This is a genomic window from Streptacidiphilus albus JL83, from assembly GCF_000744705.1.
Lineage (GTDB): Bacteria > Actinomycetota > Actinomycetes > Streptomycetales > Streptomycetaceae > Streptacidiphilus > Streptacidiphilus albus.
Map to the genome: position 1 here is coordinate 9,432,960 of NZ_JQML01000001.1, position 19,451 is coordinate 9,452,410.

Sequence of the window (19,451 nt, forward strand, 5' to 3'; positions counted from 1 at the left end):
CCCTGTGGTCCGTCGCTCGATCCTCCCCGGCCGTGAGCTCGGCAGAGCGGATCTATCCAGCTCGGCGGGTTCACCCCGGTGAGGCTGGGCCGTGGGCGGGCGCTCCGGGAGTGTCCAATTAACGGCGCTGCCCCGTAATCGGTGGTGACAGGGTGTCATCCTGGGTCATGATGAAGCGTGCTTGAGCTCAAGGCCCTTGTGGACACGGTGTTTTCAGGGTTGTCGGCGCTGGTCGTCGAGGACGTGGTGGACGACGGCGAGGCCATCCGGGTGGTGGCACGGACCCCCGACGGCGCTGTGCCCTGTCCGGTGTGCGAAACACCGACCGGGCGGGTCCACGGCTTCCACAGTCGGACCGTGTCCGATGTGGCGGTGGACGGCCGGCAGGGGGTGGTGAAGGTCAGGTTGCGTCGCCTGGTGTGCCCGGTCGGCGAGGGCGACGTCGGTTCCCTCGGGCGCCGTGAACGGCGCTGCGGCAGCCAGCGCCGCCGCGTGCTCAGCGAGTCCCGTCGTGAACGCGTCGAACGCCTCTCGCTCGGCCCCGTCGAAGGGGAACCGCCCGTGCAGCACCTCGCAGTGAAGCAGCCACAGGTCGCGCTCGTCGCCTCGTCGTCCGCCAGCTCGATGCCGTAGCCTGCGTATTCGTCCAGGATCGCGGTGTGCTGCCCGGGCGCGACCCATTCCGCGCCCAGGTCCACCATGACGTCGGTCCCCGGGAACTCCCGCGACCAGGCCCGTCCGCCGACGCGGTCCCGGGCCTCGAAGACCTTCACTGCCAGGCCGCGTTCCGCCAGATCCCGGGCCGCGACCAGTCCCGCGAGCCCGGCCCCACGACGATCACGTCCCACAGGGGGTCGTCGCCCACCGCGTCCGTCGGGTTGGTTCCGGACACAACGGTGGTTCCATTCGTGCTCATGCGGGGGCTCCTCGTGCACGCCCTCCCAGCTGGGCCTGATGCGGTGCACGTTCGCGGGTCCAGGGACGCCCGGGACGCCCCGATGGCACCCGCACCGTCGTTGAGTGTCCATGCAGACTGGTTACACGAGCAAGCAGTTCACCGACGCCGCACCACGGACGAGTTGGCCGGCCGGGATATTGCCTCCCGACGTTCTGGCACAGGCGCACCCCGGCCGCAGCAGCTCACCGGTCTCAAGGCCCCACGGCAGCTGGTGCAGCACCGCGGCGGAGGCGGTGCGGTCGGGCATCGAACACGAAGTGGACGCCGACCCGTGAGGGCGGGTCCCGCAGTCGGCGCCGCACGGTCAGGGTCTCTTCCAGGACCGCGTCAACGAGTTCGAACGGTGGGCCCCGGATCAGCTCGCCCGGATGACCGAGTACGAACCGACCCCCGGCCACGGTGAACTCGCGGGACACGGTCGCGGCCGGGCGTGATCCGGTCTTCGGTCGCGAGAGGGCTCGGACAGGGGCTCGGCCCGGCGCAGGAGATCCGCCGGGCCGAGCAGGAGGGACGGGGTGCTGTCAGAAGGCGAAGTAGGCGGTGTGGGTGCTGCCGTCGGTCAGGGTGAGGGTGAACTGCTGGCAGGTGCCGTGGAAGGAGACCGGGGTCTTCCAGATGTAGGCGTAGATGCCGAGCAGGGGGGTGTAGCTGAGGCTGCCGGTGGCGGTGGTGCTGCTACCGGTGGGGGCGTGGGTGAGGCAGTTGACGGGCTGGCTGGTGGGTGATCCCGCGGCGATGACGCCCAGGCCCTTGTTGCCGTGCAGGCTGAACGGGACCGTGACGGGAAGGCCCGGGATCCTGGGGTTCACGAAGGGCGGGTTCACTACAGGAAGGAGGAAGCCGGTGAAGGTGAACGGGGTGACGTAGGTGTAGTGGTCGGCGCTGGTGGTGGTACTGGTGCCGCCGGGGGTGGTGACGGTGACGTCCACGGTGCCGGCGCTGCCGGGCGGGGTGGTGGCGGTGCAGGTCGTGGCGGTGGCGCAGGTGAAGCTGGTGGCGTTGGTCGCGCCGAAGGTGATCGCGGTGGCGCTGCTCAGGGCGGTGCCGGTGATGGTGACCGTGGTGCCGCCGGCGGTGGTGCCGGTGGCCGGGGTGACGGCGGTGACCGCCGGGGCCGCGAAGTAGGTGTACTGGTCGGCGCTGCTGGTGGTGCTGGTGCCGCCGCCGGTGGTGGCCCGGACGTCGACCGTTCCGGCGGTGCCGGCGGGGGCGGTGGCGGTGCAGGAGGTCGCGGTGCAGGTGACCGCGGTGGCGGGGTTCCCGCCGAAGGTCAGGGAGGCGCCGGTCAGGCCGGTGCCGGTGACGGTGACCGTGGTGCCGCCGGCCAGGGGCCCGCCGGCGGGGCTGACGGCGGTGACGGTGGGTTGGGCGATGTAGGTGTACTGGTCGCCGGCGCTGGTGGCGGAGGTGCCGCTGGGGGTGGTGACCTGGACGTCGACGGTGCCTGCGGTGCCGGGCGGTGCGGTGGCGGTGCAGGTGGTCGCGGTGCAGGACACGGCGGTGGCCGGGTTGCCGGCGCCGAAGGTGACGGAGGTGGCGGCGGCCAGGTTGGTGCCGGTGATCGTGACCGCGGTGCCGCCGGAGGCCGGCCCGCCCGCGGGGCTGATCGCGGTGACGGTGGGTGCGGGGAAGGGTACGACGCCGGTCGCCACGGCCTGCGGGTTGGTGCCGACGGGGATGGTGGCGGTGACGGTGTCGGTCGCGGTGTCGATCACCGAGGCGGTGTTGCCGAGGAAGTCTGCGACGTAGACGTGGGCGCCGTCCGCGGTGGCCGCCGCTCCGATGGGGTAGCTGCCGACGGGGATGGTGGCGGTGATGGTGCCGGTGGCGGTGTCGACCACAGCGACTGCCGCGCCGGACAGTTCGGTCACGTACAGGTGGGCGCCGTCGGGGGTGACCGCGACACCAAAGGGTCCTGAGGGGACCGCGATGGTGGAGCTGACCGTGTCGGTCGCCGTGTCGATGACGGCGACGCCGGTGCCGTCGTCGGGCACGTAGAGGTGGGCCCCGTCCGGCGAGACCGCGATGTCTTCGCCGAAGGCGGTGATGGTGGCGGTGACGGTGTCGGTGGCGGTGTCGATCACCGAGATGGTGCCGGCGCCGTTGTTCAGGACGTACAGGCGCGTGCCGTCCGGGGAGATCGCGGACTTGACGGGCCCGTTGCCCACCGTGATGGTGGCAGTGACGGCGTCGGTGGCGGTGTCGATCACCGAGACGGTGCCGGGGTCGGTCTGGTTGGTGACGTAGGCCTGGGCGCCGTCCGGGGAGAACGTGATCCCTCTGGGGCTGCCGCCGACCGGGATGGTGTCGGTGACTGCCTTGGTGGCGGTGTCGATCACGGAGACGGACGCACCGCTGGAGTTGCCGACCCAGACCTGGGTGCCGTCAGGTGAGAACCCCAGGGTGCGGGGGCCGGCGCCCACGGGAATGGTGGCCGTCACCGTCCCGGACGCGTCGTCGATGACCGAGACCGAATTCGCGTTGGCGTTGGCTACGTACGCGGTCGTCGTACCGGCGGACGGGGCAGCCTGCGCGGGCGCGGCCAGGCCAACCACGCCGGTCAGCGCCAGCACGCCCCCGACGGCCAGGGCCACCAGGCGCGAGGCACCACGCGCGAGCGGTGGACGGGATCGGGTAGCCAGAAACAAGGACATGAAGGTCTCCCCCCTCATCTGCGCACCCCGGCAGCAGGACCGAGGGGCCCTTTTCGACCGCCGCGGGCGCGGTACCGCAACGGCCACCACCCCAGGGGACGCACGCGCCGAGGACAGCAGGGCGCAACGGCCCGGCCGGTCAACTTAGCTGTGAATCAACGGACTTGAGAGCGCTGGTCGTCGTCTCCACCATGACACACACATAACCTCCACCGGATCCGAACAACCACATCAACCCGGTAATACTCATGTACTCCGCAAGATGATCAAAAGGTACAAAGAAGTCGCTCTCTTATGATCAGAAGCGGTCCGATTCGCTCAAGTCGGTGTGGGGCTTTCACTGACACGGTGAAGATGACCTGGCAGTGCGGGGCACGGGCCTTGATCTCGCGGGCGGCGAGGGCTGCCTCGAACCGCGGGAGCCCCCGGTTGGATGCGGGTGCTGACCTTCTTGCTGAGGCTCTTCTCTCGGCCGGTGCTGCGCTCAGCGAGTGCGACCGGCTGCGACGACCCGGTACGGGTACATCGAGACCCGCCTGGTCGCGTCCGAGCACGGACTCCGCTCCGGCGGCGGCAGCCGGGCAGCACCTGCTCAGGACATCAGCGGACGTAGTCGACCTTCGGGGTCAGCGTGCCGAACATGGAGTCGGCCGGCAGGCCGCTGCCGCCTAAGTACTGGGCGGTCAGGTCCTGGGTCTCCCCGGTGACATGGAAGGGGACCTTGCCGACCTCGAAGCCACCGAGGGTGGGTCGGCCGCCGGCGGCGACCTCGGCCGGGGTGGTGTGGGCCAGCAGGGTCTCGGGGCTGACCTCCGCGCCGACAGTGGGCCGCACGTGGCCGCCGCGCCACGGGGGCAGCGCGGCCCGGCCGTGCGAGGCGGCGAACTGACGCTTCCTGTACAGGACGTCGCGCCGTTCACGGCACGGACCTGGCACGCACCCTTCACTTCGAAGGATCCGCATCCAGCTCACTTTGAGGTGAGGGTCGCGGTGAGGTGGGCGTAGGCGACGACGTTGCCCAGGTACTGCTGGTGTTTCCTGTCGAAGCCGGCTCCGCAGGTGATCAGGCGCAGTTCCGGGCGCTGGGCGGGGGCGTAGACCTTGCGGCTGGGGAAAGCGGCGGCGGAGTACACCTCGACGGCGTCGATGGTGAACACGGCGGTCTCGCCGACTCGGCGTCAGATCGAGCTGCATAGTTGAATTCTCAAGGTTGGCACCAGGATACTGCGACTGTTCTGAGTCCGCTGACGCTGCGGACTACCGCTTTCAGCCGCCGGCCCGCCACCGACCGTCCGTGAGTACTTGCGTCGAAGCGAACTCCGCTTCGCGCAGTGCAATCGAGAAGGGGAAGCCGATGAACCGCGCCCAACCCTGCGCCGAAGACCGAGAACCTCGGCCCCGATCCGCCCGACGGCCGTCCCGGGGGCGAATGCGGATACTGGCCGCGACGGTCGCGGCGGCAGGACTCGCCATCACCTTCACCGCCCCCGCCGGCTCTGCCGCGGCGACGCCGTCCACGGCGGCCGCCGCGGTCACTGTCGGCTCGGTCGCCCTGTCCCCCTGCGGCTCGCAGCTGCCTGGATACTGCGGTTCGGTCGGCGTGCCGCTGGACTGGCAGGCCCCGGCCTCCGCGGGCGATCCGGACATCACGGTCGGATTCGAGTGGCTGCCCGCCACCGGAGCAGCCGAGGGCACCATCGTGACCATCGAAGGCGGCCCCGGCTACTCGAGCACGGGGTCGGAAGGCCAGTACGCCGCGATGGTCGGCCCACTGGCCGCGCATCACAACACCCTGGTGTTCGATCTGCGCGGCACCGGACTGTCCACTCCGATCAAGTGCTCGGCGCTGCAGAACTACACGGGCGTCGCCTCCGGATCGGCGTTCGACGCCCTGGTCGGCGACTGCGGAGCGAAGCTGAACCGTACCTGGAAGAACTCGGCCGGCCGGTACGTGCAGGCCTCCGACCTGTTCGCCACCGCCAACGCCGCACGAGACCTGAACTACACACTCGGCCGACTCGACCTGAAGAGCGTCGACCTGTACGGCGACTCCTACGGCAGCTGGTTCGCCCAGGCCTTCGCCTCCCGCTACCCACAGGACCTGCGCACGGTCACCCTGGACAGCACCTATCCGGTGCTCAACCTCGACCCCTGGAGCACCGCCACACTCACCGAGGCCGAGTACGCCTTCAACGCCTCGTGCACCCGCTCACCCGCCTGCGCGGCCCAGGTGCCCGGCGGTGCGTGGCAGGACATCACCGCCTTGGCCGAGAAGCTGGACCAGGAGCCGCTGACCGGAAACACCGTCGGGCTGGACGACGCCCAGGTGACCCAGACCGTCGACACCAGGGTCCTGATCGACCTGGTGGAGAACGCGGGCTTCGACCCGGCCGTCTACTCCCAGCTCGACGCGGCCGCGCGCGCCTACCTCCATGACGACGACGGCGCTCCGCTGCTGCGGCTCGCGGCCTGGTCGGTCGGCTACGACAACGACAACGGAACCGTGCCCTCGGCCTATTCGGACGGCGTCTACTTCGCCACCGTCTGCACCGACTATCCGGAGCTGTACGACATGGCGGACGCCCCGGCCACCCGGGACGTGCAATTCCAGGCGGCGATCGCGAAGGAACCGGCCGACGCCTTCGCGCCGTTCACCCCGGCCCAGTGGGTGACCCAGGACGCGTACAACAACGTCTTCGACGCCTGCCTCGACTGGCCCTCGCCGACGGCCAACGACCCGCCGGTGACGGCCGACCCCCCGCTGATCCCGTCGAGTGTTCCGGTCCTGATTCTCTCCGGCGATCTCGACGCGGTCACCCCGCCTGCCTGGAACACGGCCGCCGAGGCACAGGTGGGCAGTTCCGCCCGCTATATCGAAATCCCGAACATCACCCACGTGACCGCGCTGCCCGACGCGGCCTGGCCGAACCAGCAACTGTGCGGCGACGACCTCTACCGACAGTTCGTCACCGACCCGGCGAAACTCGACTCGCTCGACACCTCCTGCACCGCGAGCACGCCACCGACAGCAGTCCTCGGCGAATTCCCGCTGGAACTTGCGGACGTGGCCCAGCCCACCGTCGAGAGCGGAAACCAGGCGGGACCGGACGGGCTGCGCGCGGCATCGGTGGGTGCGTCCACGGTCGCAGACGCGATGGCCCGGTCCGGCTACCTGGACGGCTCCAAGGACCTCGGCCTGCGCGGGGGCTCCTGGAAGGTCACCGGAAGCAATACCCTGAAGTTCACCCTCACCGCCGACCAATGGGCAACCGACGCCTCGGTCTCGGGCACCGCCACCTGGAACCTGACGACCGGCGCGGTCGACGCGACACTCACCATCTCCTACGACGGCGGTCACACGGCCACGGTCGACGCGGCCTGGAACACCCTGCACACGCTGACTCCGGCCCAGCTCACCGGCACCGCCGACGGAGATTCCATCGCCGCTGCAGTCGCAGTACCGTGATCGAAACGGCTCCTTGACCAGATCTCTCCACGGCTCTCGGCCGGGCAGCCTCTCCGCCTCGATGAACGGGTGCACGTTCACCGGGTCCCCGCTGCGAAGAAGGCTGTCGCGCGCCGCAGGATCTCCACGTCCTCGCGCAGGCGGCGGTTCTCCCGCCGCAGCGCCGCCGGCTCCTCCCTCTCGTCGCTGGCCAGCCCCTCGCGTTCACCGGCGTCGACCTGGGCCTGCTTGACCCGGTCCCGCACCGCGGTCCCGGTCAGGTCGAAGTCCTCGGCGACCTGACCGATGGTGCGGTCCCCGGGACCCCCGGTGTCCCAGCCATTGTCGCCGGTGCGGCGGCGGCTTCTCAGCCGCGAGCCGAAGCGGAAGGCGCCGACACCTCTTCCTCAGGGCAGCCATCCGGCTACCTGGCACGGCGGGTGATCCGCCGTTAATTGCACTCCCGTCACGAATGGTTGCGGCCGGCGGAACACCGGGATCCGACACTGGGGTGGAGTGCGGCAAAGCCGGCCGCACTCCACCCATCGATACCGTCAGAACTTTCCGTACAGGGAGCCGAGTTGAGCCACCTCGCAGGTGGCGGAGCCAATGAGGCACATAAGGTTGCCGTACTTGCTCGTGTAGACGTTGGTGACCTTGCCGCCGTTGTAGATGTAGATGTAGTGGTTCGGCATCAGCCGGAGCGTGCCAGAGGTTATCGAGTAGTTTCCGCTTGTCGTGAGGTGCATCGTGAAGGCGCCGTCAATGCCGCCCTTGATGGGACCAAGGCCCTTGCAGAAGGGATTGCTGGCGTGCGTGACCATGCGTACGTCCACATAGTCCTTGCCGGAGCCCAGCTTCTTGGCCGACATTTCCTTGTCGGTGGCGGTCCTGGTGGCGATGAGTTTGCCGGTGCTCTTCTGATAGACGTGGCTGGCACGGACCTCCTTGTAGCCCTGGACGGATTTGTCGCTCCAGTTGATGACTGCGTTCAGGGACGTGCGGTAGTCGGATTTCCTCCAGTCGAAGCCGGAGCGGTTGTCGCCACCGAACTGGTAGCCCTTGCCGTAGTCGCAGCCCGCCGGCGGAGCGTCGATGCGGTCCTGCGGGATGAAGGTCACCCACGTCAGGGTGGTCGTCTTGGCTGCCTTCGCCGCAGCAGTGCGAGCAGCGGCCTGGCTGCGCAGCGCGGTGGTGGTGTCCTGGTTCTCTGCGGCGGAGGGGATGGCGACCTTCATGCCCCAGGCGCGGGCCCGGGGGTCGGTGGCCTGAGGCTGCGTCGCGGGCGTGATGCTGTAGCGGTAGGTGCTGCCGGGGGTGACGCGGGTGTCGTGGAAGGCGGTCACTCCCGGGGCAAGCGTGGCGACTTCCCTGCTGTCACGGGTGACGAGGTACCGGGCCCGGTTGGAGTAGCCCTGCCAGGAGAGGTCGACGAAGTTCGTGCCTGCGGCCGCGGTGATTCCCTGGTCGGCCAGCGAGCGGTCCACAACCGCGGTCTGTCCCGAGGCTGTGCGGATGACGCTGAGGGCCTCGGTGTTCGATGCGCTGCCGTGGGCGCTGGACTGGCTCGCGTCGGTCAGGTCCTGTGAACTGCGTCCGGACGTGGAGGGTGCCGACTGGCTGCTGCCGGACTCGTTCGTGGGGCCAGCTGACGCCTGGGCTCCGGTCGTCGTGAGCACGAGCGGAATGACGGCGATCGACGTCGCCTTCAGGGCAGAAGCGTAGAGGTTCATGGGATACGTACCCTTCTTGGGGCTGAAGCCTGGTTCTGGTCCGGGTGCCATGCCTTTGGGGACCCTCGCGGAAGACGGCTTCAGGATCATGCCGGTGGTCGCCGCCCTGTCGCGGCGGGGACGGCGGTATCTGAGCGTCAGAAATCCCATCGGCGTTGGCGCATGCGCGGACGTCACCATGTCGGTGGACGGTGGAACGGTTCCAGCCGTCTCGGCGTCGCAGGCGTTTGGCTGCTTCCACTGACGGAAAGGGACTTCTGGCGATGTATCCGGGGTTGAGCGGCTGTCCGTGCGCCGGCTGCGGGCGAGGTGCGGCCGGTGGTCGCTGCCGATCTAGCCGTGGTGGTCTGGTCCGTGGAGTTCGCTGGGCTCCCAGACGGCGCTGCGCAGGCCCGTAGGTTCAACAGCGGCTCCGCCACGATGGCGGCGGGCGTCGCTGGTGAAGGCCTGAGCGAGCGCTTGTCTCTCGGCGCCGGCCCTGGAACAGGACTCGACGATCCACATCTGAACTCCGTGGACCTCCCGGCCACCCAGGTTGCGATAGGTGGGGACAGTAACAGCCCACCGGGTCATGGGAATTCACCTCCCGTCCGACAGTCGATTCACCATGGGAAACGGTCAATCGTTTGGTGTCGGGCTCTTCTGCTTCCAGGCTGCTCGTGGTTGTCGACGGCGACAAGGACGCAAGGTCCGCCTTTTACGCCATATCCGTCCTCCGGACAACGCCTTGCCTGGAGGATGGACAAGGGAGAGCGGTCGCCGCGGGAGCGGGGTCGAAATGCGCGGTAATGCTGAGCCAGGTGGTCTGCTGCCTTGACGTGCAGCGGGTACTTCCCACCCACGGGCCCCAGGGCGAGGCCGTCAGTGCTGTCAGGCTGCCTTGGCTGGGCAAGGCAATTTTGTGGGGTGAGGCATGTTCACCTGACACCAGGACTGTTCGTAGGCAGCCAGGAGGGACGGATAGAATGGGTTGTAGTTGGTGCCCATCAGTTTGGAGGCGTGTCGTGGGAGATCTAAGGCGTGAGTCGTTGCCGCTGCTGATCTGGGTGGTGGTTCTCCCATGGATTCTGGCGACAGCGGCGACAGCGGCGTGGGGGGACAACCAGGGCTTGGCCGGGCCGAGTCTGCTGTTCGGCACGCGCATGGTGCTGGTTCCGCTGCTGCTAGCTGCCGGAGTGCCGGGCGTGGTGGCCGGGTTCAAGCGGTGGAACGGGCTGAGGCGTAACTTCTGGCCCGGAGCCGGCCTGGTCTTCGCTCTGGCGGCACTGTTCATCGACATGGTGGTGAGCGCGACCTGGGGAGGGGACGGAGCGATCATGTGGGTGTGGGCACTTTACTCAGGCTATGTATTCTTCGTATTCATTCTCGGCGGCATCGCCTGGAAGCGAACGTTCAGCTGAGTTGCCGCAGCAAGTAAGCGCCCCCGGAGTCCTTGACCCCGGGGGCGCTTACACGCAGTGTCGGCGGCCGTGGCAAAGTCCAGGTGTGCGGCCAGTTGAGGCCCGGCTGATGGTCACCAGAAGTCCAGGTGCATGGTCGTCCGGCCTGCGGGAGTGGACGGCTCCGTCGAACAGCTCCCACCGCAGCGGCCGGCCGGGGTGTGCCGGAGCAGGGCCCCGGCCGGCGTTGCTGCTCGTCCGAGCCACGGCGGTGCTCTGTGAAGAGAGCCGGGCCTTGAATGCGGCTGGTCAGTCGACGATGGCGACCGGCGCGTCCCAGTAGCTGGTGTCGACATCGAGAGGGATCCCGCCGAAGGCTACCGTGTGCTCGCCCAGGTACTGTCGGGACCGGTTCCGGGCGCTCCACAGCGCGTCCGGCAGGACCGGGTCCCAGGTCGAGGTGATGATCCTGGATGTGTCGCAGACCCAGCGTGCGCTCCAGAGTTCATCGGGCAGGTTCTCCGCGCCTGCCTGCGCTGCGGCGCTCAGCTGGGTGATGCCGGAATCGGCACTGCTGTAGAAGCCGGCCAGATAGCCCTTGGCGTGCATACAGTGACCGGCGGTCAGGATCAGGTTCTTCCCCGGGTTCTTGACGACGCTGGCCGTGCAGTTGTGCGCAGTCCGGTCCTTGCCGAGGCAGTACAACGCGCCGACCGACGGGATGCCGGCGAAGTGCCGACCCGTCGGTACGACGCCGGACTTCGCCTCCCGCCCGCCGGTAGTGAGCTGCTCTTGGTTTCAGCGCCGCCGCGGCTGGACCGATCGGCTGCGGGGGCTGCCGGGGCCCGGGTAGGACGGCGGTGCGGAGGCCGGGCCTGATGCCCAGTCGGGGTGTGGCGCGGTCGACAGCTCGAAGTCCAGCGTGCCGCCACCGCGGAGGGTCTCGGCCGGGGCGTAGGCGTTGTTCCAGTCGCTGCCGTTCCACTTGGCCGACTGTACGTAGGGGGCGTTGTCTGCTGCTCCGCGGCCGTTGATGACCAGGGTGTCGCCGGACGGCAGGGCGACCACGGCGTGCGGGAACAGCGGGCTGCCGAGCGCCAGGTCGGCGGTGCCCGGTGTCTGCGGGTACATGCCCAGCGCGGACCACACGTACCAGGAGCTCATCTCGCCCAGGTCGTCGTTCCCGGCCAGCCCTGAGGGGCTGTCGGCCCAGATCTGGTCCTGCACGTCGCGTACCGTCCGCTGGGTCCGGTAGGGCAGGCCGATGTAGTCGTACTCCCAGGGGATGTCCAGGCTCGGTTCGTTGCCCAGGTCGGTGTGGCCGCCGCCGCCGGTGAACGAGGTCAGGTCGGTGTCCAGGAAGGACGCCAGCGCCGGGTCGCCACCCATCGCGGCGGAAAGTCCGTGCAGGTTGAACGGCACCATCGGGGTGTACTCCCAGGAGTCTCCCTCGACGAAGTTCCTGCCCGAGGTCGGCGAGAAGCCGGGCGTCCAGCCTCCGTCGGCGTCGCGCGGCTGGACGAAGCCGCTGGCCGGGTTGAACAGGTTCTGCCAGTCCTGGGCCCGGCGGGCGAAGAACTGCTGGTGCGCGGTGTCGCCGAGGGAGCCGGCCAGGGACGAGACGGCGAAGTCGGCGGAGTCGTACTCCAGGGTGGTGGCGGCCGGCCCGTAGGAGTTGCAGCAGCCGTAGCTGCCGTCGGTGGGCAGGTAGCCGAGCCGGTCGAGGTAGTCCAGGCCCGGGCGGTTGTTGTTGGCGGTGGTGGCCTCGGCGACCATCCCGGCCAGCGCGGCGGTGCTGTCGAAGCCGGTGGCGCCGAAGGCGTGGTAGTCGGCCAGGATCTCGTCCGCCGGGTCGCCCACCATGACGTAGCTCTCGCCGTTGTTCTCCGACCACTTGGGGAACTGGCCGGTCTGCCGGTAGTCGTCGACCATGGACTGCGCGGTGTCCGCGGCCGTCTCCGGGTCGACCAGGGCTTCCAGTTGGGCCTGCGAGCGGTAGATGTCCCAGCCGGAGTAGTTGGCGTAGGCGGCGCGGTGGCCCGGGTCGACGGTGTGCACCGCCGCGTCGAACCCGGGGTACTGGCCGTTGCTGTCGCTGATCACATTGGGGTGCAGCAGCGCGTGGTAGAGCGCGGTGTAGAAGACGGTCCGCCGAGCGGGGGTGCCGCCGCCGATCCGGATCCGGCCGAGCTCGGCGTCCCAGGCCTGCCGGGCGGCCCGGCGTACCTCGCCGAAGTCCCACCCGGGGTTCTCCGCCGCACGGTTGAGCACCGCGTTGGCGGTGGACACGTAGGACAGGCCGACCTTGGCCCGGACCTCCTGGCTCTGCGTGGTGTCGAAGGTGACATAGCCGTCCTGCTCGGCCGACCGCCTGGGCAGTGGCCGCGACGGAGGCAGGGTGCCGTGCAGGGTGGGCCGGTGCTGCGTCTCCGGGGCGTCGGGGCGGTCCCCGGTGCCACCCCGCGCCGGCTGGGTCCCCGGGGCGACGGCCCGGGTGCCGCCGGTTTCGAAGGGCCGGTCGAAGACCATGTCGAAGTAGACGGTGTACTGGTTGCCGGCGCCGCAGAAGCGGCCGCTGGTGACCTGCCCGCTCACCTCCCGGTCGCCGACCGGCGTGAACCGGGTGTCCCAGGCGCCGCCCTGACTGTCGGCCAGCTTGAACAGCAGATTGGCCCGGTCGGTGGCGGGGAAGGTGAACCGGGCCATGCCGCTGCGCTGGGTGGCGGTCAGCTCGGTGGTCACCCCGTTGTCCAGGGCGACCTTGTAGGAGCCCGGCGAGGCGGACTCGTCGGCGTGCGAGAAACCCACCGCCGCACCGGTGTCCACCGCCCCGACAGTCGGCAGCACCGGGATGTCCCCGGCCGCCCGGCAGCCGGGCCCGGAGAGGTGGGTGAGGCTGAAACCGGTGATCGTCGAGTCGCCGTAGGCGTAGCCCCCGCCGTGCGGCCGGGAGGGGGTGTCCGGACTCCACTGCACCATGCCGAACGGCAGGTCGGCCCCGGGGAAGTCATTGGCCGAGTTGGCGGTCCCGATGAACGGATTCACCAGCTCGGCCGGGGAGCTGACCAGTTCGGGGCCGGCGGAGACGGTCGGCAACGGGGCCGCTGCGAGGGTGAGCACCGACGCGGCGCAGAGGGCCAGCAGTCGGCGGACAGCCAGGTGTGGCCGAACCGGTCGTTCCATTCTCGGACACTCCCTGATGGCGCGGGCGATCGTGCCCGACGGGTCAGGCCCAGGGCAGAGGGGAATCCGAGGCCTCACCTGAGCCTCTCGATTCCCGTCGCATTTCAAACGGCGGATTGTCCATGATCACTCGTTTGGGGTGGGTGACCAGATGTGAGCACCGGCCACCACTTGCCGGGCGTTCCTCCACAAGCCGCCGTCGCCCGTCGAACAAGTGGTCGTCGGCGATGCGGCCCAGCTGCGCTTGGGGGAGCGGCATCAAATCGTCGCCCGCCCGGACCCGATGGTCCTGAATGTGGCGATCGGCGCCCGCGAGGCGGACTGCGAAGTGATGGCCGGCATCGAGGTCTGCGTCACCAGCCTGGCCCGTGTCCGAGACCAGCAGGTCCGCATTCACCGTCGCACACCTGAGCACAGGTGCGGGAACGCTGTCCACGCTCGCTCACCCGTACGCACGGCCGGGGGACTGCCCACTGTCGAGGTGGACGGGGCGGTCAGGGAGCAGTGGTCAGCTTCAGGGTCCAGTCCATGGACAGGGCCGTGGTGTCCGTGGTCGTGGCGGTGACCATGGTTCCTCCCGACGGTGTCACCAGTTGGTACCACGCCTACGTCATCATCGACATCTTCAGCCGCTACATCGTCGGCCACACCGTCGAGTCGGCCGAATCGGCCCCGCACCACAAACCTCATAGCGTCACGACCGTCTCACTGGACTTGAAATCTTCCGGCGACGGGCCCTGTGGTGCTGTGACACAGTGGTCCACTGCCGACGGTTTCATTGGAGCAGGTCTGCGATCTCGCTGATTCCGCTGATGATGGCCTGTGCGCTGACGTTGCCGAAGCCCAGGACGAGTCGCGCGGGGGTGGTCCGGGGGCGGGCCTGGCAGGCGCTCATGCCGTAGAGGCCGACTGCCCTCTTGCGGGCGGCGGTGATGACGTGCTGTTCATCGACGCTGTCGGGCAGGTGTGCGACGGCGTGGAAGCCTGCTGCAAGGCCGGTGACCTTCACTTGCGAAGCGTGGGTGCCGAGTGCGGCAAGCAGGGCGGTGCGGCGGTGGGCGTATGTGGAGCGGACACGCCTCAAGTGACGGTCGAAGCGCCCGGATTCGATCAGGTGCGCCAGGGCGAGTTGATCGAGTGTAGGCGTACCGCGGTCGCTGACGTGCTTGTGGGTCGCGACGGAACCGACGAGCTCAGGTGGGCAGAGCATCCAGCCGATGCGCAGGGCGGGGGCGAGGGACTTGCTGACCGTGCCGATGGAGATCACCCGGTCGGGCGCGAGGCCGTGGAGCGAGCCGATCGGCTCGCGGTCGTAGCGGAATTCCGCGTCGTACTCATCTTCGATGATGTACCCGTCGCGCTGCGCGGCCCAGTCGATCAGCGCCAGCCGCCGCTGCGGGGCCAGGGCGACGCCCGTGGGCCACTGATGTGCGGGAGTGACCACGACCGCGCGAGCCCGCGTCCTGGCGAGTGCCCGCACGTCGATGCCTTGTTCGTCGACCGGCACCGGCAGCGCGGTCAGGCCTGCCGCAGCGGCTGCGGCGCGAACGCCGGCCAGCGGCCCTGGATCCTCGAAGGCCACGTCACGTACGCCGGTCTCGGCGAGCACGCGCAACGCCAGGCTCAACCCCTGGGCGTAGCCGTTGCAGACGACGATGTCGTCCTGGACGGCCGCAGCGGATCGGACTCGCCGCAGGTAGCCGGCGAGCACGTCCCGCAGCACCGCGCAGCCGCGTGGATCGCCGTAGTCGAGCGAGGCGGTGGGCATCGTGCGAGCGGCCTCGCGCGTGGCCCAGAGCCAGTCCTGAACCGGGAACGAAGCCAAGTCCGGTACGCCCCAGCGGAAGTCGGCGACAAGTCGTGGCGGCGGCGTCGACGCGTGGTGCGGCAGGGAGGCCGGCGCGTTCGCCCCGGCAGCGACTCGGGTGGCGGAGCCCGGGCGCGTCACCAGATATCCCTCGGCCTGGAGCTGGGCGAAGCACTCTTGTACCAGTCCGCGCGAGAGCCCGAGCGTCCGGGCGAGCTCACGGGATGAGGGGACACGCTCGCCGACCTGTATGCGTCCGGTGCGAATTGCGTCTCGCAGCGCTCTCTCCAACTGCGCGCGCAGCGGTCGACCGCAGGTTCGGTCGATGACCAACAGAAGTTCGGGCGACGAACTGGACCATTCCAGAGGCATGGAACTGGAGCTTACTGATGATCCGGCCAGGCCCTTAGCGTCGTCTTGTGACACAGACCCACGACCCCGCCCCCGGTTCCGTTCCACCGAGTCCCGCGCCGCGCCCGCCGCTGACCGTGCACGCGGTGTGCGACCGGTTCGTCGCGCGCTACGCCGAGCTCGATCCGGTCGCCGCAGTCGGGTTCGGCATCACCGCTGCCGCCGATCAGCTCACCGACTACTCCCCGCAGGGCTTCGAAGCGCGCGCCGCGCTGCGGGAACAGGCCTTGCGCGAGGTACGTACGGCAGCCGTGGACGGCACGGACGAGGCTGCGGCCCGGGACGCGTTCGCCGAGCGGATGAGCATTGAGCTGGAGATCCATCAAGCGGGCCTCGACGCCAGCGTGGTGAACACGATCGCAAGTCCGCTCCAGCAGCTACGCTGGGTCTTCGACCTGATGCCGACGAACGACGCCGAGGACTGGTCGGCGATCGCCCGGCGGCTGGCCGCGGTGCCGCAAGCGATGGCCGGGCTCAAAGCGAGCCTGGAACGGGCCGCAGCCCAGGGCCGGGTCTCCGCATCGCGCCAGGTGCTGAGCACAGCGGAACACTGCGATCTCTGGGCTGAAGACCTGTCGCGTCTGGTGCGGCCGGCTGAGACGACCTCCACGCTACGCGCCGAATTGGACATCGGCGCCGTGGCGGCCGCCGCGGCGTTCGACGACATGGCCGGCTTCCTGCGTGGCCAGCTCGCGTCGCGGGCTCCGGTGCAGGACGCGGCGGGACCGGACGCGTACCGGCTCTGGTTGCGGTACTTCACCGGCTCGCGTGTGGACGCCGAAGACGCCTACGCGTGGGGATGGCACGAGTTCCACGCAATAGAGCGCGAACTTCGGCAGGTTGCGAGCCGGATAAAAGCTGGCGGCACCCCGCGCGAGGCAGCCGCCGCGCTGGACGAGGATCCCCAGCACACCGTGCAGGGAGGGGAGGCCCTGTGCCGCTGGGCAAGTGAGTTGTCCGGTGCCGCCCTGGAGATCCTGAGCGGCGTCCACTTCGACATCCCCCACCCGCTGCTCAGCCTGGAACACCGCATCTCCCCACCCGGCGCCGGCGCAGGCGCCTCGTACACAGGGCCGTCGGAGGACTGCTCGCGCCCCGGAATCGTGTGGTGGCCGGCTCCCCCCGGCCGGGTCCGAGTACCTACCTGGCGCAGGGCGACCACCCTCTACCACGAGGGCGTGCCCGGTCACCACCTGCAGATCGGCACCGCAGTTCATCAGGCCGGCTGCCTGAACCGCTTCCAGCGGTTGATGGGCAAGGTCGCGGGACACACCGAGGGCTGGGCACTGTACGCCGAGCGGCTTTCACGGCAGCTCGGCCTGTTCCGTACGGATGGCGAACTGCTCGGTTTCCTCGACGCCCAGCTGTTTCGCGCCGCCAGGGTGATCCTCGACATCGGCATGCACCTCCAGCTGCGGATCCCGGCCGGCGCGGGCTTTCACGACGGGCAGCGGTGGACTCCACAGCTCGGCCGTGACTTCCTCGCTGCGCGCACGCTGACCGTCGCGAACCGGGTGGACGAGGAGATCGACCGCTATCTCGGCTGGCCGGGGCAGGCACCGGCATACAAACTCGGGGAACGGATGTGGATCGATGCCGCCGAGGCCGCCCGCGCGAGCGGTGGCGCGGCCTTCGATCTCAGGACCTTCCACGCCGAAGCCCTGTCAGCCGGACCGATGGGCCTCGATCAGCTGCGCGAGCGATTCTCGGCGCCGGGAGCGTGGGACGAATGAGCGCGAGCAGTGCACAGACGGCATCGGCACCCGCGGCCGAACAGCGGTCCCGGCTGGTGACCCGGCCGCTGCTGCTGCGTTTCGTGAGCATCCTCGGGGCCTCAACGAGCTTCTTCCTCCTGCTCTCGGTGATCCCGTTGTTCGCCAGGTCGCGGGCGGGTGATCAGGCAGCAGGTGCGTCGACCGCGGCGCTGATGCTCGCAACCGTACTGGGTGAGCTGGTCACCCCCTGGTTCGTGGCCCGCTGCGGCTACCGGCTCGTGCTCGGTTGTGGGCTGGCCCTGCTCGGTGTGGCCACGACCGGTTTCCTCGCCTGCCACTCGCTCGCGGCGATCATCCTGGTCTGCGGGCTGCGCGGTCTGGGATTCGCGGCCACGATCGTGGCGGGCGGAGCGCTGACCGCCTCGCTGTTGCCGACCGACCGGCGCGGCGAAGGCCTCGCGCTCGTCGGCATCGTCTCGGGACTTCCCTCGGTGGCGGGTCTTCCGCTCGGGGTGTGGATGGCGGCGCACTTCGGGTACCAGTGCGTGATCCTCATCGGCGCGCTCTCGTCGCTGCTTGCGGTGACCTCGGTGCCGGGACTTCCCGACCGTGTGGGTGGCGCGGCCCGACCCGTCGGAATGATATCGGGGCTACGCACAGGGAGCCTGGTGCGCCCAGCCGTGGTGTTCGCCTTCACCGCGCTCGCCGCCGGCGTACTGGTCACGTTCCTGCCCATCGTGGTACCGAGGCCCGGCGTGGTGAGCCTCGCTCTGCTGCTCGAATCCCTGTCCGCCACATTGATCCGCATGCTCGTCGGCCGCTACGGCGACCGCCACGGCCCGGGTCGGCTGGTGCTTCCGGGCCTCGTGCTCTCTGTCGTGGGCACGCTGGTGTTCGCCGACCGCGCCACGGCCGCTGTGCTCGCCGGTGCGATTGTGTTCGGCGCCGGGTTCGGCGTGACCCAGAACGCAACCTTGTGCGTGATGTACGCGAGAGTGCCGGAGGCCGCCTACGGCATGGTCAGCGGCGTGTGGAACCTCGCCTATGACGGCGGTATGGGGATCGGGGTGGTCGGATTCGGACTCCTCGCCGATGGTTGCGGCTACCCGACGGCGTTCTGCGTCACCGGCGCGGCGATGCTCGCGGGGGTGGCCCCCTGGGCAACGGACAGGCGCCGGACAGGCCGCCCACGGATCACCACGCCGGGCTCCCTCGCGGCAGGATACCGAGGTTGAGGCCACCGATCTCTCCCGGTCCTGGACCGCTTCCGAGGCCGGCCCCGACGTCTCCGGTGCCGGACACGAGGTCCTGAGTTGGCTCAGTGGCCGGCCCGGCGGCACCTCTCTCCCGGTCAAGGCCTGCCGAGCCCGCCTGCCTGGCCGCAGCCGCCGTGCCCTGGCTGGGGCTGAGAGCCAGGACGTCCCTCTGGGCAGCTCAATTTGACGCAGAGAGTGTTCGTGGCGTCCTCGGCCGCTGGAATCAGATGCGTCAAGTCCGGGGATCTGTCAGCTGAGCGGCTCGAGGATGTCAGGCGTGCCGTCCACGGCGGGGCCCCAGCCTGGCGGAAGGTGTGCGGCAACGGTCTCGACGGCTTCCTCGGCAGTGAAGGCCCCGCCGATCCGCTCCCGCCCGGAGCCTCGTGGTTCGTGCAGTCGGAGCACGCGGAACTGTTTACCGCCGAGGGGGAAGATCGAGGGCAAGTCCTGCGACCAGGGGAAGTGGGTGCACCGGCTGAACTGCAGCGATCCGTGGCCGACCATCGGGAAGAGGCTTCGGAGAGCAGGGTTGGCGTAGGCCGCTTCGACGAGATCCTTGTTGATGAGGCTCTCGTCCATCTCGCGAACCAGCTGCCACTTGGCTGCCACTGGATCCCCAGACGGCACTTGGGATGCGCTGCTGTCGTTCATCCTCGGAGCTTAGCCGACCGGCGACGAACGGGTTCGGGTGCAGCTCTTCCTGAGTGAACGTGATGCCAGGCTGCGCGGTTGAGTCCGTCCTGGCAACAGGACTGGTGGACCAGTTGGTGCTCCCGGGTGTAGCAGCGCGATGCGCACGGACGTCGGACAGCTGTCGGCCGCGTACCAGTCCGACATGCCCTCCCCGACCTGGCTGCCGTGGACATCCGCGCCGGTCCGCGCGGGGGACGGTCGGCTCCGCCGTCCCGGG

At 69.4% G+C, this 19,451-nt stretch carries 16 protein-coding genes and 2 pseudogenes; 7 read left to right on the forward strand and 11 right to left on the reverse strand.

Annotated elements, in window-relative coordinates; all coding sequences use genetic code 11:
• Nucleotides 1-177: 177 nt before the first annotated feature.
• Complete coding sequence (locus BS75_RS52380; RefSeq protein WP_052070399.1) at nucleotides 178-633, forward strand: transposase family protein; 456 nt, start codon at nucleotides 178-180, stop codon at nucleotides 631-633.
• A 44-nt stretch (nucleotides 634-677) separates the two neighbouring features.
• Here the strand turns inward: BS75_RS52380 and BS75_RS51160 are convergent.
• The 5 genes and pseudogenes from BS75_RS51160 to BS75_RS40870 form a co-directional block, all read right to left on the reverse strand.
• Nucleotides 678-773 (reverse strand): annotated as a pseudogene (locus tag BS75_RS51160) (FAD-dependent oxidoreductase); the annotation flags it as partial.
• Complete coding sequence (locus BS75_RS51165) at nucleotides 770-916, reverse strand: hypothetical protein (protein ID WP_231608048.1); 147 nt, start codon at nucleotides 914-916, stop codon at nucleotides 770-772. The pseudogene BS75_RS51160 and the gene BS75_RS51165, both read right to left, overlap by 4 nt.
• A 563-nt stretch (nucleotides 917-1,479) precedes the next feature.
• On the reverse strand, nucleotides 1,480-3,612 hold the full coding sequence (locus tag BS75_RS40860; RefSeq protein ID WP_160312261.1) for an IPT/TIG domain-containing protein: 2,133 nt from the start codon (nucleotides 3,610-3,612) through the stop codon (nucleotides 1,480-1,482).
• A gap of 600 nt (nucleotides 3,613-4,212) precedes the next feature.
• Nucleotides 4,213-4,548 carry a hypothetical protein gene (locus BS75_RS40865; RefSeq protein WP_034091821.1) on the reverse strand — a complete coding sequence of 112 codons (336 nt, stop codon included), beginning with the start codon at nucleotides 4,546-4,548 and terminating at the stop codon, nucleotides 4,213-4,215.
• Between the two features lie 32 nt (nucleotides 4,549-4,580).
• Nucleotides 4,581-4,790, reverse strand: a pseudogene (locus tag BS75_RS40870) (sortase domain-containing protein); the annotation flags it as partial.
• 251 nt (nucleotides 4,791-5,041) lie between these two features.
• Between BS75_RS40870 and BS75_RS40875 the strand changes: the two are divergent.
• Complete coding sequence (locus BS75_RS40875; RefSeq protein ID WP_034091823.1) at nucleotides 5,042-7,078, forward strand: alpha/beta hydrolase; 2,037 nt, start codon at nucleotides 5,042-5,044, stop codon at nucleotides 7,076-7,078.
• Nucleotides 7,079-7,155: 77 nt separating this feature from the next.
• Here the strand turns inward: BS75_RS40875 and BS75_RS48900 are convergent, their stop codons facing one another.
• On the reverse strand, nucleotides 7,156-7,323 hold the full coding sequence (locus BS75_RS48900) for a hypothetical protein (protein WP_156164339.1): 168 nt from the start codon (nucleotides 7,321-7,323) through the stop codon (nucleotides 7,156-7,158).
• Nucleotides 7,324-7,611: 288 nt separating this feature from the next.
• Nucleotides 7,612-8,790, reverse strand: coding sequence for a hypothetical protein (locus tag BS75_RS40885; RefSeq protein ID WP_034091824.1), 1,179 nt, complete (start codon nucleotides 8,788-8,790; stop codon nucleotides 7,612-7,614).
• Nucleotides 8,791-9,818: 1,028 nt separating this feature from the next.
• Here BS75_RS40885 and BS75_RS40890 point away from each other — a divergent pair.
• Entirely contained in the window at nucleotides 9,819-10,190 is a 372-nt protein-coding gene (locus BS75_RS40890) for a hypothetical protein (RefSeq protein WP_152645870.1), read from the forward strand.
• 288 nt (nucleotides 10,191-10,478) lie between these two features.
• Here the strand turns inward: BS75_RS40890 and BS75_RS40895 are convergent, their stop codons facing one another.
• Nucleotides 10,479-10,874 carry a glycoside hydrolase domain-containing protein gene (locus tag BS75_RS40895; RefSeq protein ID WP_052070402.1) on the reverse strand — a complete coding sequence of 132 codons (396 nt, stop codon included), beginning with the start codon at nucleotides 10,872-10,874 and terminating at the stop codon, nucleotides 10,479-10,481.
• Between the two features lie 93 nt (nucleotides 10,875-10,967).
• Complete coding sequence (locus tag BS75_RS40900; protein ID WP_052070404.1) at nucleotides 10,968-13,352, reverse strand: lectin; 2,385 nt, start codon at nucleotides 13,350-13,352, stop codon at nucleotides 10,968-10,970.
• A gap of 214 nt (nucleotides 13,353-13,566) precedes the next feature.
• Here BS75_RS40900 and BS75_RS52385 point away from each other — a divergent pair, with 214 nt between their 5' ends.
• Together BS75_RS52385 and BS75_RS49720 are read left to right on the forward strand one after the other, a co-directional pair.
• Entirely contained in the window at nucleotides 13,567-13,917 is a 351-nt protein-coding gene (locus BS75_RS52385) for a lantibiotic dehydratase (protein ID WP_152645871.1), read from the forward strand.
• Nucleotides 13,881-14,156, forward strand: a complete 276-nt coding sequence (locus BS75_RS49720) for a transposase family protein (RefSeq protein ID WP_160312263.1) — start codon at nucleotides 13,881-13,883, stop codon at nucleotides 14,154-14,156. Before BS75_RS52385 ends, BS75_RS49720 begins: the two co-directional genes overlap by 37 nt.
• On the opposite strand, the gene pdxR is transcribed toward BS75_RS49720, so the two are convergent.
• The gene (pdxR, locus tag BS75_RS40910) at nucleotides 14,128-15,531 is read right to left on the reverse strand and encodes a MocR-like pyridoxine biosynthesis transcription factor PdxR (RefSeq protein WP_034091827.1); all 1,404 of its coding nucleotides are present in this window, start codon (nucleotides 15,529-15,531) and stop codon (nucleotides 14,128-14,130) included. The two genes, BS75_RS49720 and pdxR, sit on opposite strands and share 29 nt — an antisense overlap.
• 47 nt (nucleotides 15,532-15,578) lie before the next feature.
• On the opposite strand from pdxR, the gene BS75_RS40915 reads away from it, so the two are divergent.
• Nucleotides 15,579-17,303: a DUF885 domain-containing protein gene (locus tag BS75_RS40915; protein WP_231608049.1), complete on the forward strand. Its 1,725-nt coding sequence runs from the start codon at nucleotides 15,579-15,581 to the stop codon at nucleotides 17,301-17,303.
• The gene (locus BS75_RS40920) at nucleotides 17,300-18,520 is read left to right on the forward strand and encodes an MFS transporter (protein ID WP_042438041.1); all 1,221 of its coding nucleotides are present in this window, start codon (nucleotides 17,300-17,302) and stop codon (nucleotides 18,518-18,520) included. The genes BS75_RS40915 and BS75_RS40920 overlap by 4 nt, the downstream gene beginning before the upstream one ends.
• A gap of 270 nt (nucleotides 18,521-18,790) precedes the next feature.
• Here the strand turns inward: BS75_RS40920 and BS75_RS40925 are convergent, their stop codons facing one another.
• A complete protein-coding gene (locus BS75_RS40925; RefSeq protein ID WP_231608050.1) occupies nucleotides 18,791-19,192 on the reverse strand; it encodes a DUF6193 family natural product biosynthesis protein in 402 nt (133 codons plus the stop codon).
• Nucleotides 19,193-19,451: the final 259 nt, after the last annotated feature.